This is a genomic window from Flavobacterium sp. N2270 (assembly GCF_025947225.1).
Taxonomy (GTDB): Bacteria; Bacteroidota; Bacteroidia; order Flavobacteriales; family Flavobacteriaceae; genus Flavobacterium.
The window spans coordinates 737,248-753,819 of the sequence record NZ_CP110005.1; the positions used below are offsets into that span (position 1 = coordinate 737,248).

The window sequence follows — 16,572 nt, forward strand, 5'->3', positions numbered from 1 at the left end:
AAAAACTATTCCTTTTTTCTTAAATACGTAAAATCTAATTGTTTTTTAACTAAATCGGCATTTTTAACTTTAACGTAAACTTCATCACCTAATTGTAAAATATTTTTAGAAACTTCACCTACAAGAGCATATTGTTTATCATCAAACGTATAGTAATCGTCTCTAATTTCACGAATACGACACATTCCTTCGCATTTATTTTCAATGATTTCTACATAAATTCCCCATTCGGTAACACCAGAAATTACACCTAAAAACTCTTCATCTTTATGATCTTGCATGTATTTAACCTGCATGTATTTGATAGAATCTCTTTCAGCATGTGTAGCTAAACCTTCCATGTTTGAAGAATGATTACATTTTTCTTCATATACTTCTTCATCGGCGCTTTTTCCGCCGTCTAAATAATATTGAAGTAATCGATGTACCATAACATCAGGATAACGTCTAATAGGTGATGTAAAATGACTGTAATAATCAAAAGCTAATCCGTAATGACCAATGTTTTCGGTAGAATAACTTGCTTTACTCATGGTTCTTATTGCAAGTGTATCAATTAAATTTTGCTCTTTTTTACCGTTAACATCTTGCATTAATTGGTTTAACGATTTAGAAATATCTTTTTTATTTCGCAAATCTAATTTGTAACCAAATTTTGAAATCAAATTTTGTAAACCAAAAAGTTTATCATCATTAGGTTCATCATGTACTCTATAAATAAAGGTTTTCTTTTGTTTACCAATAAATTCAGCTACTTTTCTATTCGCTAAAAGCATGAATTCTTCAATAAGATGATTGGCATCTTTAGAAACTTTAAAATAAACTCCAATTGGTTCAGCCTCTTCATTTAAGTTGAATTTTACTTCTACTTTATCAAAGGAAATAGCTCCGTTTTTCATTCGTTTCGAACGAAGAATTTTTGCTAATTCGTCTAATTTTAAAGTCGCCTCAACTATAGGTTTTGGAACTTTATATTCTTTTCCAGTAATTGAAATTTCAGCTGGAATAATATCTTCTTTTGTTTCTATTATTTGCTGTGCTTCTTCATAAGCAAAACGTTGATCAGAATATATTACTGTTCTTCCAAACCAAGAATCTACAATTTCTGCTTTATTATTCAATTGAAAAACAGCTGAAAAAGTATATTTTTCTTCGTGTGGACGTAGCGAACAAGCAAAATTTGAAAGTACTTCTGGTAACATTGGAACTACTCTATCTACTAAATAAACAGAAGTTGCTCTATTATACGCTTCATCATCTAAAATAGTGCCTTCTTGTAAATAATGCGAAACATCGGCAATATGAATTCCTATTTCATAATTTCCATTTTCTAACACTTGAAACGATAAAGCATCATCAAAATCTTTTGCATCTTTTGGATCTATGGTAAATGTTAAAACATCGCGCATATCTCTACGTTTTGCAATTTCTTCAGCTGTTATAGAAGTATCTATTTTATTAGCATACGCTTCAACTTCAATAGGAAAATCATAAGGTAAACCGTATTCAGCTAAAATAGCGTGAATTTCGGTATTATGTTCTCCAGGTTTACCTAGCACTTTTATTACTTTTCCAAAAGGAGAATCGGCTTTTTTAGGCCAATCTTCCATTTCTACTAAAACTACATCTCCATTTTCTGCATCGCCTAAATTATTTTTTGGAATAAAAATATCGGTATACATTTTAGCATTTGTAGTAGTAACAAAAGCAAAGTTTTTTTGAATATCAATTACACCAACAAACTCTGTTTTAGCTCTTTCTAAAATTTCTAAAATTTCAGCTTCTGGTTTACGAGAACTTCTACGGTTATAAATATATACTCTTACTTTATCTTTATCTAAAGCGTGATTTAAATTTTGTTTGGGTACAAAAACATCATCTTCTAGTTCATCGCAAACAAAATAACCAGTTTTACGTGACGTCATATCTAAATATCCTTCGTAATATTCTGCTTTAGAAATTACTTGATATTTTCCTATTTCGGTTTCGTGAATTTTGTCTTGTGCTTTTAAAAGTTTTAAATCGCGAATGATTTCGTTTCTACTTTTGGTATCATTAAGTTCTAATGAAGCAGCAATTTGCTTGTAGTTAAAAGACTTTGAAGGATCTTTTGAAAGGATTTTAAATATTTGTGCAGTGAAATCTTTTACTTTTTTTCCAAATTTTTTTGGTTTCTTACTCATGTATCATTTTCTAATTAAAGTTGAAAGTTACGAAATACTAATTAGAATTAAGAATTTACATTTCAGAATTAACCTAAATATAACTAAAATAAAAATTGAAAGTTTTCAACATATATTAAATACAACAAAAAAAGATTTAATTAAATTTAAAAAAAATGATGGTTATTATAGCTTGTTAATAGTTGCTAAAACTTTTTATTTTTTCTGTTCTTTTTTAAGTTTTACTTAGTTATACAAAACTATTAACAATGTAATTTTTATATAAACTACTGATTTTTATCTTCTAAACTTTTTTTACTTTTTAGTTATTAACAACTGTTCATTTCAAATTTTTATATGTTTTGTAGAAAAGTTACCTATCTATTTTTTGTTAATAACCTATTAAAAAAAGCTAATAACTTTTAAATAAAATTCAACAACTTTTTATGTTTTATTCATTCCTCTTTTTGCTTATAAAAATTTATATTATAATCTAAAAAAACTTCTTATTTTCTATATTTAGTTATTAACAACTTATGTTAAATTAAGATTAACTGATTATCAATTAATTACGTTTTTTAATTAACAATGTAAATTTTAAGTTATTAAAGTATTGATTTATATATAGTTATATATTAAAAGCAAAATAGGTTTACTGAAAAGTAAACCTATTTAAATCTAAATTTTATAAGCTAATTATTCAATAACAATCGTTTTAGTTGCTTTACCTTGATTGGTAATAATTTCTACAAAATAAGTTCCTTTAGCTAAATCTGAAACGTTTGTAGTAGTATTTTTAGAAGTTTTTACAATTTGTCCTAAAGTATTATAAAAATTTACTTTTTTTAATTCTAAGTTGTTTTTTAATTCAATTGTAAGTGTTTCATATGTTGGGTTAGGGTAAACTAAAAAATTAGCCTGTACAAACCCATTACTATTTAAAAGAGATGTTAAATCATATACTTTTACTTGTCCAGCATTACTTCCTATAAAATCATTGTATTGAGCTCCTGTTATAATTGTGGTTCCATCAGACGATATCATATTTGTACCAAAATTATCATAATTAAAATCTCCATCAATGTTATTTCCTATTTGTATCCAATTATTTGAGTTTCTTTGAAAAATTTTAATCTGACCTTTATAATAATTAATAAATAAAGAACCCGTTGCAATTATATTACCATCTTCAGTAATGGATACTTCCCAACCAAAACTACTAGTTCCATAAATTGTTTGTCCTGCTTGAACCCAATTATTTGATACATAATCATAGATAGAAACAGCTCCAGAATTTGAACCATTAACATCACTACCTGTCGCACCTATAATTAATGTGTTTCCATTTCCTGATAAAGCAATTGATGTTCCAAAACGATCTTCAGCAGCAATACCATTTATAGTTTGCCCTATTTGTGTCCAAATATTATTAATATAATCAAAAACCTTTACAAATCCGGTTTGGTTATTATTGAGATCATTTATTGCACTTACAGCAACTCTAGTGCCATTATTTGACAAAGAAACATCATAACCTAAAGCATCTAAAGCATTTAATCCGTTAATGTCTTGTCCTATTTGTGTCCATGTGTTTGAAATGTATTGAAAAATTCTTAATTGCCCAGAATTACTTCCATTATCATCATTTCCTGGTGAAGTTATTGCAATAATTGTACCATCTGAGGATAAATCTATATTTGTACCTGCAAAATCTCCATAGTTTTTACCTAAAATGGGTTGGCCTAATAAAACCCAATTATCTAAAATATTTTGATATACATAAACTACACCTTCAGATTGAGAAGAACCATTATCTAATTTATTTGCCGCAATAGCAATAATAGAACCATCAGCTGATATAGCAACATTTTTACCTACACCTTCAAGGTAAGAAGTTCCATAAAATCTTGCCCCTACTTGAGTCCAAACGTTTGTAATGTTTTTATATACAACCGCACTTCCACATAAATCAGCATTTTGATCATTTAAACGAGCACTAACAATAATAGTGTTTCCGTCTGATGATATTGCTACATGTTCCCCAAATATATCTTCTGCAACTTCTCCATAAAGTTTATCACCAATTAATGTTTGACTATATCCTGAAAATGTAATTAAAAGTATAAGTAATAATTGCTTCATTTAAATAAAATTAGTTTTTATAAAAATATTAAAAATAATATTATAAATTATACAAAATTACTTTAGTATTTTTGTAAAATAACAACACACAACTACATTATGAAAATTTCAATAGGAAATGACCACGCAGGTCCAGATTATAAAAGAGCAATTTTACTGTATTTAGAAGAAAAAATGCACACTGTTATTAATCATGGAACAGATACTTTTGACAGTGTTGATTATCCAGATTTTGGACATGAGGTAGCCTATGATGTGCAAATGAAAAATGCCGATTTAGGAATTGTTATTTGTGGTTCAGGAAACGGAATTGCTATGACAGCTAATAAACATCAAGGTGTTCGTGCTGCATTGTGTTGGACAAAAGAAATTGCAGAATTGGCTCGTCAACATAACGATGCCAATGTTATAAGTATTCCAGCAAGATATACTTCAATTCAACAAGCTGTTGATATGGTAGATACTTTTTTAAATACAAAGTTTGAAGGTGGCCGACATGCCAATAGAGTAAATAAAATTGCTTGTAAATAATAGACTTTTAGAATTTTTTTTAACCTGTCCAACTTTCTTACTATCTAATTTTATAAAAAAATGAGTCATAGTCATAATCACAAAGTCCAAGGAAAAAATTTATTTTTTTCCATAATACTAAATGTGGTTATTACATTGGCACAAGTAATTGGCGGAATTATTTCAGGAAGTTTAGCTTTACTTTCTGATGCTCTTCATAATTTTTCTGATGTTTTATCACTAGTTTTTAGTTATGTTGCTCATAAACTATCTCGAAAAAAAGCTTCTTTAGACCAAACTTTTGGATTAAAACGCGCAGAATTAATAGCAGCTTTTGTAAATGCTTTTACTTTAGTTTTAGTAGCTTTTTATCTAATATTTGAAGCCTTAACACGTTTTTTAAAACCACAAGAAATTCAGCCTACTTTAGTAATATGGTTGGCTTTATTAGGTATTGTAGTCAATGGAGTTTCGGTTCTTTTGTTAAAAAAAGATGCCGATAAAAATCTAAACATGAAATCGGCTTATTTACATTTACTTACCGATATGATGGCCTCTGTAGCGGTTTTAGTTGGAGGATTATTAATGCTATTTTATAAAATTTATTGGATCGATTCTATTCTTACTTTATTAATAGCTATTTATCTAATTGTTGTTGGAATAGATTTACTAAAAAAAGCAACAAAAATGCTCATGCTTTTTACACCTGAAGAAATTAACATTAAAGAGCTCGTTAAAGAAGTACATAAAATAAATGGAGTAAAAAAATTACATCACATACATGTTTGGCATTTAAATGAAGAAGAATTGCATTTAGAAGCACATTTAGATTGTGAGGAAGATATAAAAATGAGTGAGTTTAATAGCTTATTGCATCAAATTGAAGAGGTACTTTTCGAAAAATTTGGAATTAATCACATAAATATTCAACCTGAATTTAAAAAAGAAGACCCTAAAGATTTTATAGTTCAGGATTAATTATTTTATCATATTCTTAAAATTTAACCTTATAATTATCAAATACATATAAATTCACCTCTTTATTTAAAAACCTATATTTTAGATAATTTTTAGTTTAAATATTTTATAATTTTGAGGAACAACACATACTCAAAATTATATGTCTACTACTTTTATTATTAAAAAACTCCTTGTTGCTAATAGAGGAGAAATTGCTATTCGTGTATTTAGAGCAGCTACTGAATTAAGAATTCAAACAGTTGCAGTTTATACTTTTGAAGACCGTTATTCCTTACATCGTTACAAAGCCGACCAAAGTTTTCAAATTGGTAACGATTCTGAAGCGATTAAACCTTACTTAGATATTGAAGAAATCATTAAGGTTGCAAAAGAAAATCAGGTCGATGCTATTCATCCTGGTTACGGCTTTTTATCTGAAAACGTAACTTTTGCTAAAAGGTGTTCTGAAGAAGGGATTATTTTTGTGGGACCAAAAGTAGAAGCAATGTTACAATTAGGTGACAAAGTAGAAGCTAAAAAAGTAGCAAGAGCAATTGGGGTTCCACTTATCCAAGATTCAAAAATAAACCTTGAAACAATTGAAGATGCTTTGTCAGAAGCAAAAGCAATTGGTTTTCCAGTAATGCTTAAAGCTGCTGCAGGTGGTGGTGGTAGAGGAATGCGCGTTATTCGAAGTGCTGAAGAAATTAAAACTGCTTTTGTTAATGCAAAAAGCGAAGCTTTAAAATCTTTTGGAGATGATACTCTTTTTATTGAAAAATTTATTGATAACCCAAAACATATTGAAGTACAAATATTAGGAGATAACTATGGAAACGTAGTGCATTTATATGAAAGAGACTGTTCTGTTCAAAGACGTTTTCAAAAAGTAATTGAAATTGCTCCTTCTATTTTAAAAGATGAAACAAAACAAAAATTATACGATTATGCAATTAAAATTGCAAAATATGTAAATTATAATAACGCAGGAACCGTTGAGTTTTTAGTCGATCAAGAAGAAAATATTTACTTTATTGAAGTAAACCCAAGAATTCAAGTAGAACATACCATTACTGAAGAAATTACAGGAATTGATATTGTTCGTTCGCAATTAATTATTGCTGCTGGTCATCCGTTATCGCACAATCAAATATTTATTCATAGCCAAGAAGATGTTCCTTGTAAAGGTTGGGCAATTCAATGTAGAATTACTACAGAAGATTCTGAAAATGATTTCAAGCCCGATTATGGAACTATCATAGCTTATAGAAATGCTGCTGGTTACGGAATTCGTTTAGACGAAGGAAACTGTTATTCTGGGGTAACTATTTCACCTTTCTTCGATTCTATGCTGGTAAAAGTTTCGTCAAGCGGAAGAACATTAAAAGGGGCTTCTGACAGATTAAGAAGAACTTTAGAAGAATTTAGAATTAGAGGTGTAAAAACAAATATTCCGTTTTTAACCAATGTAATGTCTAACGAAACTTTTAGAAATGGAGAGGCAACCGTAAATTTCATACCAGAAAATCCACACTTATTAGTTCCACGTTATGAATATTCAAAAGATAGAGCAACTAAATTAATCAAATATTTAGCCGAAGTTAAAGTAAACGGTCATCCAGATGTTAAAAAAATAGATACTGATAAAGTATTTAGAAAACCACATGTTCCACAAGTTTTAGAAACAGAATATCCAAAAGGAACAAAAGATTTATTAAATGAAATGGGTAGAGAAAAATTTATCCAATACATTAAAAATGAAACTAAAATTTTCTATACCGATACTACTTTGCGCGATGCTCACCAATCGCTTTTTGCAACGAGATTACGTAATCATGATATTTTAAAAGTAACCGAAGGAATGGCTAAAAATTTCCCACAACTTTTTTCATTAGAAGTTTGGGGTGGAGCTACCTTTGATGTTACGATGCGTTTCTTACATGAAGATCCATGGGAACGCTTAAGACACATTAGAAAAGCAGCGCCAAATGTTTTACTTCAAATGTTATTTAGAGGAAGTAATGCGGTTGGTTATTCGGCTTATCCTGATAATGTTTTAGAACAATTTATCATTAAAAGTGCCGAAAACGGTATCGATGTGTTTAGAATTTTCGATTCGCTAAACTGGATTGAAGGAATGAAGCACAGTATAAAAGTGGTAAACGAAAAAACAAATGCTATTGCAGAAGCTTGTATTTGTTATACAGGTGACATTTTAAATCCAGAACGCCAAAAATTCAATTTAGAATATTATGTAAATTTAGCCAAAGAACTAGAAGCTGCAGGAGCACATATGTTAACCATTAAAGATATGGCTGGTTTATTAAAACCTTATGCGGCACAAGTGTTAATAACGGAGTTAAAGAAACATATTTCTATACCCATTCACTTGCATACACATGATACTTCGTCAATTCAATCTACAACTTACTTAAAAGCTATCGAAGCAGGAGTAGATGTGGTAGATGTTGCTTTAGCATCTATGAGCGGATTAACATCACAACCTAATTTTAATTCGTTAGTAGCTACTTTAGAAGGTACGGAAAGAGAAAACCCGATTAATCTTAAAAAATTAAACGAATATTCTAATTATTTTGAAGTAGTTCGTGAATATTATTATCCGTTTGAAAGTGAATTAAAAGCTGGAACTGCTGAAGTGTATGACCACGAAATTCCAGGCGGACAATATTCTAATTTATTGCCACAAGCTAGAGGTTTAGGTTTAGAAGATAAATTTGAAACCATTAAAGAGAATTATAAAATTGTCAATCATTTATTTGGTGATATTGTAAAAGTAACTCCGTCTTCAAAAGTTGTGGGAGATATGGCATTGTTCATGACTTCTAATAATTTATCTGCTCAAGAAGTAATTGAAAAAGGAGATACATTGGCTTTTCCAGAATCGGTAAAACAACTTTTTAGAGGCGATTTGGGTCAACCATACGGAGGTTTTCCAAAAGAACTACAAAAATTAATTCTTAAGAAAGAACAACCTTATACTGAAAAACCAAATGCACATTTAAAACCAATTGATTTTGAAGCACAATTAAAAGAATTACATCAAAAATTTGACACTAAATTAACCGTTGAAGATTTATTATCTTATATTATGTTTCCAAAAGTTTTTGAAGACTTTTATAATTTTAGAAAGTACTTTGGAAGAGTTGAAAAATTACCAACTCCTAGTTTTTATTATCCTTTAGAACCAAATGAAGAAATAATTGTAAATTTAGATTTAGGAAAAAACATCATTATTAAATTAAGATATGTTGGAGAACCAAATGATGAAGGTTTTAGAGAAGTGTTTTTTCAAATTAATGGTCAAACCAGAAACGTTTTGGTAAAAGATAAATCTGTAAAATCAGTTAAAGTTACCAATGCAAAAGTAAACGGACCAAATGATATTGGCGCTCCTTTACAAGGAAGTTTACTTAAAATACTGGTTACTGAAGGCGAAAAAATAGAAAAAGATACTCCTTTATTTATTATTGAAGCTATGAAAATGGAAACCACCATTTGCGCACCAAGAGCTGGAGTAATTACTAAAGTTGTACTTAAAGAAAAATCAATGATAGAACAAGATGATTGTGTAATTCAAATACAATAAATCAACTAAATTAATAATTATAAAGCTGTTTCATTTTTTGGAACAGCTTTATTCGTTAAATTTACCTACTAATTTTAAATTTTACATGAGCGATAATAAACCACAGTTTAAAAAAGAGAATTACCCTATAAATGAAGAATTAAGAAGTTATTTAGAAAAGTATAAAAGATTAACACGTATTAATATTTTTTATGACGACTTACTTAGGTTTCAAGGAGCTATTTCTGTTTTCGATAAAGATGATAAAGATACTTTATGGGTTAGGGTTTATTATAATGAATTTGAAAAAGTTGAGATAGATAATAGTTTAAAAAAGATTTACACTCTTTTACACTCCGATGGTGATATAAAAAACATTCAATTTCTTAATGTAGATTATATCGATTTTTGCACTTTTGGAAATTCACAACCTTTTCGTATAAAAATAAGAAATATTTTAAATGATAATTATACTCATTTTTATATAAAAAAAGCCGACGCTTCGCGTGTATTTGGTTTAGAGCTAGAGCATATTTTATCTCCAAATAGAATTAATTTTTTAGTTTTTGGAGACACTTTAATTGAGGAACATATTTTAGGAATCCCTGGCGACATTTTTTTAGAAAACAATTTAAAAAATTGTAGCGAATTAGAAAAAGCACAAATTGCAAAAGAATTTGTAAAGTTTAACGAACGATGTACAATTGGGCTACTAGGGGATATGCGTGCTTATAATTTTGTAATTGTTCCTTTTTATGATTTTGATCAAAGGGTTTTTAGAATTAGAGCAATTGATTTTGATCAACAATGTTATGAAGGAAGTTTTAAACTTTATAAACCCCATTTATTTAAAGAAAACTTTCTTTTTAATAAGTTGGTTTTAGATAAATTAAACCAAGATGCTATAGAACAATATCAAAATGAAGAACGCTCTATTTTAGTAAAAAGATTATTAGATTCTGAAATTAGATTAAACGATTTGCTAGAAGCAATGAAATCTACAAAATTGGCTCCTCAGTCGCATATTGAACAACTTCGGGAAGAAATTTACGATTATACTTTTGATCTTGAATTTAAAAAAGCTGATTCAATGGGTGAAATTGTAGAAGTAGCTTTAAATTTCATGAAACGTAATTTTAAATTTGACGAAAACGATTTTTAATTTTTACAAATGAAAAATTTAGAAATTGATACTATAAGTAAACTATTAAAAAAAAGGCTACCAAATTCTCACAAAGGCGATTTTGGTCATGCATTGCTGATTGCTGGAAGTAAACAAAAAATGGGCGCTGCAATTATTGCTTCAAGAGCATGTTTAAGAAACGGTGTAGGTTTATTAACCGTTTCTATTCCTAAAGAAGAACGAAGTTCAATGTACGGCTCAATTCCAGAAGCAATGCTTCATTTTAGAGAAGAACAAATAGATTTTTTAAAATTCAATAGTCTTGCAGTAGGTCCAGGTTTAGAATTAGATGATGGTTCACAAAAATTAGTTTATTCGGTACTTTTAAAAGCAAACTATCCAATAGTTATTGATGCAGATGCTTTAAACATATTGGCAAAAAATCAAGACTGGTTCATTCAATTGCCTAAAAATTCAATTTTAACACCACATCCAAAAGAGTTCGATCGTTTATTTGGAAATCATAATTCAGAAGAAGAAAGAAGAAATACAGCAATAGCAAAAGCGAAAGAATTCAAATGTATTATTGTTTTAAAAGGACACAAAACGTTTATTACAAATGGAATAACTTCTTTCATAAATACAACTGGAAATGCCGGATTAGCAAAAGGAGGTTCTGGCGATGCATTAACCGGAATTGTTTTAGCTTTTTTAGCACAAGGTTATGAACCTATAAATGCTGCAAAATTAGCTGTTTTCATGCACGGCCTTTCAGCAGATATCACTTTACAAACACAAAGTGAAGAAAGTATGTTAATAACCGATGTAATTGAAAATTTAGGTAAAGCGTTTCAAGAAATCCGTTCCAAAATAAAGTAATACCAATTGAAGAATTAAAATACCATAAACGACTAACATAAAAGAGGTTTTATTCGTCTTGTGTCTAAAAACTTGCATAGCTCCTAAACCACCAATTGTTCCGCCAACTAAAACTAAAAAGAAAAGAGTTCGTTCAGGAATACGCCATTTGTTTTTTCTTGCCAATTGTTTGTCATAACCAAAACAAAAGAAAGTAAAAGTGTTTATTATAATAAAATAAATTAATATTGATTTCAAAAGTTTAGAGTTTTACCCAAAGATAGTATTTTAGCACTTTAATCTACTTATAGTTTAAATTCATCATGACAAACATACAATTCATTAAAAAAGAAGTTGCTACTTCAGATAAAAACATACAAGCTACTTTACAATTACTTTCAGAAGATTGTACGATTCCTTTTATTTCGCGATATCGAAAAGATTTTACTGGAAATTTAGATGAGGTTCAAATTGAAAATATTGCCAAACTTGCCAAACAATATGAAGAAATTGTAAAACGAAAAGATTCTATTCTAAAATCAATTGAAGAGCAAAACGCACTTTCGCCCGAATTAAAATTGAAAATTGAAAATAGTTTCGATTTACAAGAATTAGAAGATTTCTATTTACCGTATAAAAAAACGCGCAAAACAAAAGCCGATACAGCTCGTGAAAACGGATTAGAACCATTAGCAAAAATCATCATGGCACAAAATACTGATGATGTTGAGTTTTTGGCTTCAAAATACTTGAATGAAAAAGTTGTAAATGAAGATGAAGCGTTGCAAGGTGCAAGAGACATCGTTGCCGAATGGATTAATGAAAACATCTACATTCGTAAGAGTTTAAGAAGAATGTTCCAGCGTCAGGCGGAAATTACTACGAAAGTGGTAAAAGCTAAAAAAGACGATGAAGGAGCGCAAAAGTTTGTACAATATTTTGATTGGTCAGAGCCTATTTCAAAAGTACCTTCGCATCGATTATTAGCTATACTTAGAGCAGAAAATGAAGGTTTCATCAAATTTAGAGTGGAAATTGATAAAGAAGAAGCAATTGCTTTCATTGAAGAAAATATCATAAAAAATAAAAAATCAGATTGTGCTTCGCATATAGAATTAGCCATAAAAGACAGTTATAAACGTTTATTAGAGCCCGCTATTTCTAACGAAACCTTACAAGAAGCAAAAACAAAAGCCGATGCTAAAGCAATAGATGTTTTTGCTGGAAATTTAGGTCAACTTTTATTAGCGCCACCATTAGGTGAAAAACGAGTTTTAGCTATCGATCCAGGTTATAAAAGCGGATGTAAAGTAGTTTGTTTAGACGAAAAAGGCGATTTATTATACAACGAAACCATTTATCCACATGCGCCACAAAACGAAAGTGCCATGGCAATGAAAAAAATCCGTTCTATGGTAAATGCTTACAATATTGAAGCAATTTCGATAGGAAATGGAACAGCTAGTCGTGAAACCGAATTCTTCATTAAAAGAATAGCATTCGACAAGCCGGTACAGGTTTTTGTAGTTTCAGAAGCTGGTGCTTCGGTTTATTCTGCTTCTAAAATTGCAAGAGATGAATTTCCAAGTTATGATGTAACCGTTCGTGGAGCAGTTTCGATTGGAAGACGACTTTCAGATCCTTTGGCCGAATTGGTAAAAATTGATGCAAAATCTATTGGAGTTGGGCAATACCAGCACGATGTGGACCAAAATAAATTAAAAGAAGAATTAGATACGGTTGTGGTTCGTTGTGTAAATTCTGTAGGAATTAATATTAATACAGCCAGTAAATCGTTATTGAGTTATGTTTCTGGAATTGGTGAAAAAATGGCCGAAAACATTGTGAATTATCGTTCCGAAAACGGACCATTTGAAGACCGAAAGCAAATTAAAAAAGTACCGAGATTAGGCGAAAAAGCATTCCAACAAGCAGCAGCTTTCATTAGAATTAAAGACGGAAAAAATCCATTAGACAATTCAGCCGTTCATCCAGAAGCTTATAAAATTGTCGAAAAAATGGCAAAAGATTTAAAAGTTTCGGTGAACGAATTGATTGCTAATAAAGAAATGATAAGTAAGATTCAACCTGAAAAATATGTTTCAGAAGAAATAGGAATTTTAAGTTTACAAGATATTTTAAAAGAATTAGAGAAACCAGGTTTAGATCCAAGAAAAGCAGCAAAAGTATTTGAATTTGACGCTAATGTTCGTTCCATGAAGGATTTAAAAACCGGAATGATTTTACCCGGAATTGTAAATAACATCACCGCGTTTGGTTGTTTTGTAGATGTTGGAATTAAAGAAAGCGGACTAGTACATATTTCCCAACTAAAAGAAGGTTATGTTTCAGATGTAAACGAAGTAGTAAAGCTACACCAACACGTGCAAGTAAAAGTAGTTGAGGTGGATGAAGCAAGAAAACGAATTCAACTTTCGATGATATTATAGAAAATAAAAAAAATCCCAAACGCTTTTTTGTGTTTGGGATTTTTATTTAAAAAAGAAAAGAATTACTCTTTAGTAGTAGTTTCTTCGTCTTTTTTAGACTCTTTATTTTCTTCGTCTTTCATGGCGTTTTTAAATTCTTTAACACCTCCACCAAGTCCTTTCATCAATTCTGGAATTTTTTTACCACCAAAAAGTAATAAAACAATAACAACAATTAATATAACTTGCGGCGCTCCAATAACACCTAAAAATATTGATAATGTATTCATGATTTCAAAAATTATACAGCAAAGATAAAAAGAAAATAACAATCTTATATTTTTTAACGAATTATTATACACCTAATTACAAAAACGCATAGTAATTACTATATTTGTAGAAACAATTTTAGCTTAAATGTCTACTAAAAATTTAAAAAGAAAACTTTTTTTCAGAAAAATCTTTCGAAAACTCTTAAATAAGAGAAGGTTGGTTGTTTTAAATGAAGATACTTTTGAAGAAACATTTTCATTAAAGCTAAATTTAATGAATGTTTTTGTGGTTCTAATGCTTTCTTCTATTTTTTTAATAGGGATTACTACTTACATAATTGCATTTACATCATTAAGAGAATATATTCCAGGTTATGCTTCCACTAAACTAAAAAAAGACGCTTTACATTTAACGATTAAAACAGACTCTTTAGAAAATGCAGTTAAATTAAATGATTTATATATTTCTTCTATTAAAAAAATATTAACTGGAGATGTCGAATATGCTAAATTGAGTAAAGATTCATTAATAGCAGCCGAAAGGGCAAAATTAGATGTTTCTAAAACTGCAGCTTCTGAAGCCGAAATTCAACTGAAAGAACAAACAAAAAATGAAGATAAATATAACGTCTTTGAGTCAGCAAAACCAAAAGTTAACTTTGTATTATTTCCACCTGTTCAAGGTCCAGTTATTGAAAAATTCAATACTACAAATAAACATTTAGCCGTTAAAATTGCTGTTGCAAACAATACACCAATTAAATCTATTGCTAACGGAACCATTGTTTTTGCCGATTGGACACCGTCAAACGGATATGTAATTATTATAAGACATCAAGATGTTATTTTATCGGTCTATAAAAACGCGGCTTCTTTAACTAAAAATCAAGGTGATACTGTTCGCTCAGGAGAAGTTATTGCTTTAGCGGGTAATTCAACATCTAATAATACAAGTACAAATCTTCATTTTGAACTTTGGAAAGATGGTTTCCCTATTGACCCCACACAATTCATTAATTTTGAATAACTTATGACTTTAAAAGCTTTTGCAGCAAAATTATTTGCGAAAAGAATTCATACTGCCACACAAAAATGGGCAACTAATCCTATAGTTACTCAAGAAAAAACGTTTCAAGAATTACTGGCTATGGCCAAAGAAACACAGTTTGGTAAAGATCATAATTTCCATACAATAAAAACGTTTCAAGAATTTGCTGAGCAAGTTCCTGTTCGCGATTATGAACAACTGAAACCTTATATAGATAGAGTTGTAAAAGGCGAAGAAAATATACTTTGGAAAGGAAAACCTTTATATTTTGCCAAAACATCTGGAACTACTTCTGGAGCAAAATACATTCCGCTTACAAAAGAATCAATGCCTTTTCACATTCAAGCGGCTCGAAATGCTATTTTGAGTTACATTCAAGAAACAGGAAAAGCCGATTTTGTAAATGGAAAAATGATATTCTTACAAGGAAGTCCGGTTTTAGAAGATAAAAACGGAGTTCAGTTAGGCCGACTTTCCGGAATTGTAGCACATTTTGTTCCAAAATATTTACAAAAAAACCGAATGCCCAGTTGGGAAACCAATTGTATTGAAGATTGGGAAACCAAAGTAAATGCAATTGTTGAAGAAACAATTCATGAAGATATGTCGGTTATTTCCGGAATTCCTTCTTGGGTACAAATGTATTTTGAAAAGTTAAAAGAAAAAGCAAATAAGCCTGTGGGCGAAATTTTCAAAAACTTTAATTTATTCATTTATGGTGGCGTTAATTTCGAACCTTACAGAGCTAAGTTTGAAAATTTATTAGGAAGAAAAGTAGATTCTATAGAACTTTTTCCAGCTTCAGAAGGTTTTTTCGCTTACCAAGATTCCCAAAAAGAAAAAGGAATGTTGCTGCTGTTGAACTCGGGAATTTTTTACGAATTTATAAGAGCAGATGAATTTTACACTGAAAATCCAAAACGACTTACTATTGGTGAAGTTGAACTTAATGTAAACTACGTTCTAATCATTTCTACCAATGCAGGACTTTGGGCCTATAATATTGGCGATACCGTTCAATTTACTTCTTTAAAACCTTACAGAATAATTGTTTCCGGGCGAATAAAACATTTTATATCGGCTTTTGGAGAACATGTCATTGCAAAAGAAGTAGAAAGTGCTTTACAAGAAGCAACAGAAAACTCAGATGTAAGAATAAACGAATTTACTGTTGCACCACAAATTAACCCAACTTCAGGCTTACCATATCATGAATGGTTTATTGAATTTGAAAACGAACCTAATAATTTAGAAGAATTTGCGTTACAAATAGATAATGCTATGCGAAAGCAAAACATTTATTATGACGATTTAATTGTAGGTAAAGTTTTAAGAACATTGGTAATTACTAAAGTAATTAAAAATGGTTTTCAAGAGTATATGAAATCTATTGGAAAATTAGGCGGACAAAATAAATTACCAAGATTAAGTGATAATAGAATTATTGCTGATAAATTAGAAAGAGAATAGAAAAAAGAGAAT

Annotated in this window: 12 protein-coding genes; 8 read left to right on the forward strand and 4 right to left on the reverse strand. The window is 29.7% G+C overall.

Translation table 11 applies throughout. The features are described 5' to 3' along the window. Positions 1–5: 5 nt before the first annotated feature. Entirely contained in the window at positions 6–2,183 is a 2,178-nt protein-coding gene (gene rnr, locus OLM55_RS03420; RefSeq protein ID WP_264560021.1) for a ribonuclease R, read from the reverse strand. 675 nt (positions 2,184–2,858) lie between these two features. Then, the gene (locus tag OLM55_RS03425; RefSeq protein ID WP_264560022.1) at positions 2,859–4,304 is read right to left on the reverse strand and encodes a T9SS type A sorting domain-containing protein; all 1,446 of its coding nucleotides are present in this window, start codon (positions 4,302–4,304) and stop codon (positions 2,859–2,861) included. Between the two features lie 99 nt (positions 4,305–4,403). Between OLM55_RS03425 and rpiB the strand changes: the two genes are divergently transcribed. The 5 genes from rpiB (at position 4,404) to OLM55_RS03450 (ending at position 11,362) form a co-directional block, all read left to right on the forward strand. Next, complete coding sequence (gene rpiB, locus OLM55_RS03430; protein WP_264560023.1) at positions 4,404–4,835, forward strand: ribose 5-phosphate isomerase B; 432 nt, start codon at positions 4,404–4,406, stop codon at positions 4,833–4,835. A gap of 60 nt (positions 4,836–4,895) precedes the next feature. After that, positions 4,896–5,792 (forward strand): cation diffusion facilitator family transporter, encoded by an 897-nt coding sequence (locus OLM55_RS03435; RefSeq protein WP_264560024.1) that lies wholly within the window; start codon positions 4,896–4,898, stop codon positions 5,790–5,792. A 142-nt stretch (positions 5,793–5,934) separates the two neighbouring features. Further along, positions 5,935–9,381, forward strand: coding sequence for a pyruvate carboxylase (locus OLM55_RS03440; RefSeq protein ID WP_264560025.1), 3,447 nt, complete (start codon positions 5,935–5,937; stop codon positions 9,379–9,381). Positions 9,382–9,466: 85 nt separating this feature from the next. Beyond that, positions 9,467–10,522 (forward strand): hypothetical protein, encoded by a 1,056-nt coding sequence (locus OLM55_RS03445; RefSeq protein WP_264560026.1) that lies wholly within the window; start codon positions 9,467–9,469, stop codon positions 10,520–10,522. Between the two features lie 9 nt (positions 10,523–10,531). Next, a complete protein-coding gene (locus OLM55_RS03450) occupies positions 10,532–11,362 on the forward strand; it encodes an NAD(P)H-hydrate dehydratase (RefSeq protein WP_264560027.1) in 831 nt (276 codons plus the stop codon). On the opposite strand, the gene OLM55_RS03455 is transcribed toward OLM55_RS03450, so the two are convergent. Continuing rightward, positions 11,321–11,599, reverse strand: a complete 279-nt coding sequence (locus tag OLM55_RS03455) for a DUF1294 domain-containing protein (RefSeq protein ID WP_264560028.1) — start codon at positions 11,597–11,599, stop codon at positions 11,321–11,323. The genes OLM55_RS03450 and OLM55_RS03455 overlap by 42 nt on opposite strands. 65 nt (positions 11,600–11,664) lie before the next feature. Here OLM55_RS03455 and OLM55_RS03460 point away from each other — a divergent pair, with 65 nt between their 5' ends. After that, a complete protein-coding gene (locus tag OLM55_RS03460; protein WP_264560029.1) occupies positions 11,665–13,791 on the forward strand; it encodes a Tex family protein in 2,127 nt (708 codons plus the stop codon). A 62-nt stretch (positions 13,792–13,853) separates the two neighbouring features. On the opposite strand, the gene OLM55_RS03465 is transcribed toward OLM55_RS03460, so the two are convergent. Next, positions 13,854–14,060 carry a twin-arginine translocase TatA/TatE family subunit gene (locus tag OLM55_RS03465; RefSeq protein WP_264560030.1) on the reverse strand — a complete coding sequence of 69 codons (207 nt, stop codon included), beginning with the start codon at positions 14,058–14,060 and terminating at the stop codon, positions 13,854–13,856. A gap of 127 nt (positions 14,061–14,187) precedes the next feature. On the opposite strand from OLM55_RS03465, the gene OLM55_RS03470 reads away from it, so the two are divergent. Together OLM55_RS03470 and OLM55_RS03475 are read left to right on the forward strand one after the other, a co-directional pair. Further along, positions 14,188–15,069: a murein hydrolase activator EnvC family protein gene (locus OLM55_RS03470; protein WP_264560031.1), complete on the forward strand. Its 882-nt coding sequence runs from the start codon at positions 14,188–14,190 to the stop codon at positions 15,067–15,069. 3 nt (positions 15,070–15,072) lie between these two features. Then, positions 15,073–16,560 carry a GH3 auxin-responsive promoter family protein gene (locus OLM55_RS03475; protein WP_264560032.1) on the forward strand — a complete coding sequence of 496 codons (1,488 nt, stop codon included), beginning with the start codon at positions 15,073–15,075 and terminating at the stop codon, positions 16,558–16,560. Positions 16,561–16,572 lie beyond the last annotated feature (12 nt).

Excerpts from the sequence above, each read along its gene's own strand:
- rnr (WP_264560021.1), bottom strand. The coding sequence starts at position 2,183 with ATGAGTAAGAAACCAAAAAAATTTGGAAAAAAAGTAAAAGATTTCACT.
- OLM55_RS03425 (WP_264560022.1), bottom strand. The coding sequence starts at position 4,304 with ATGAAGCAATTATTACTTATACTTTTAATTACATTTTCAGGATATAGT.
- rpiB (WP_264560023.1), top strand. The coding sequence starts at position 4,404 with ATGAAAATTTCAATAGGAAATGACCACGCAGGTCCAGATTATAAAAGA.
- OLM55_RS03435 (WP_264560024.1), top strand. The coding sequence starts at position 4,896 with ATGAGTCATAGTCATAATCACAAAGTCCAAGGAAAAAATTTATTTTTT.
- OLM55_RS03440 (WP_264560025.1), top strand. The coding sequence starts at position 5,935 with ATGTCTACTACTTTTATTATTAAAAAACTCCTTGTTGCTAATAGAGGA.
- OLM55_RS03445 (WP_264560026.1), top strand. The coding sequence starts at position 9,467 with ATGAGCGATAATAAACCACAGTTTAAAAAAGAGAATTACCCTATAAAT.
- OLM55_RS03450 (WP_264560027.1), top strand. The coding sequence starts at position 10,532 with ATGAAAAATTTAGAAATTGATACTATAAGTAAACTATTAAAAAAAAGG.
- OLM55_RS03460 (WP_264560029.1), top strand. The coding sequence starts at position 11,665 with ATGACAAACATACAATTCATTAAAAAAGAAGTTGCTACTTCAGATAAA.
- OLM55_RS03465 (WP_264560030.1), bottom strand. The coding sequence starts at position 14,060 with ATGAATACATTATCAATATTTTTAGGTGTTATTGGAGCGCCGCAAGTT.
- OLM55_RS03470 (WP_264560031.1), top strand. The coding sequence starts at position 14,188 with ATGTCTACTAAAAATTTAAAAAGAAAACTTTTTTTCAGAAAAATCTTT.
- OLM55_RS03475 (WP_264560032.1), top strand. The coding sequence starts at position 15,073 with ATGACTTTAAAAGCTTTTGCAGCAAAATTATTTGCGAAAAGAATTCAT.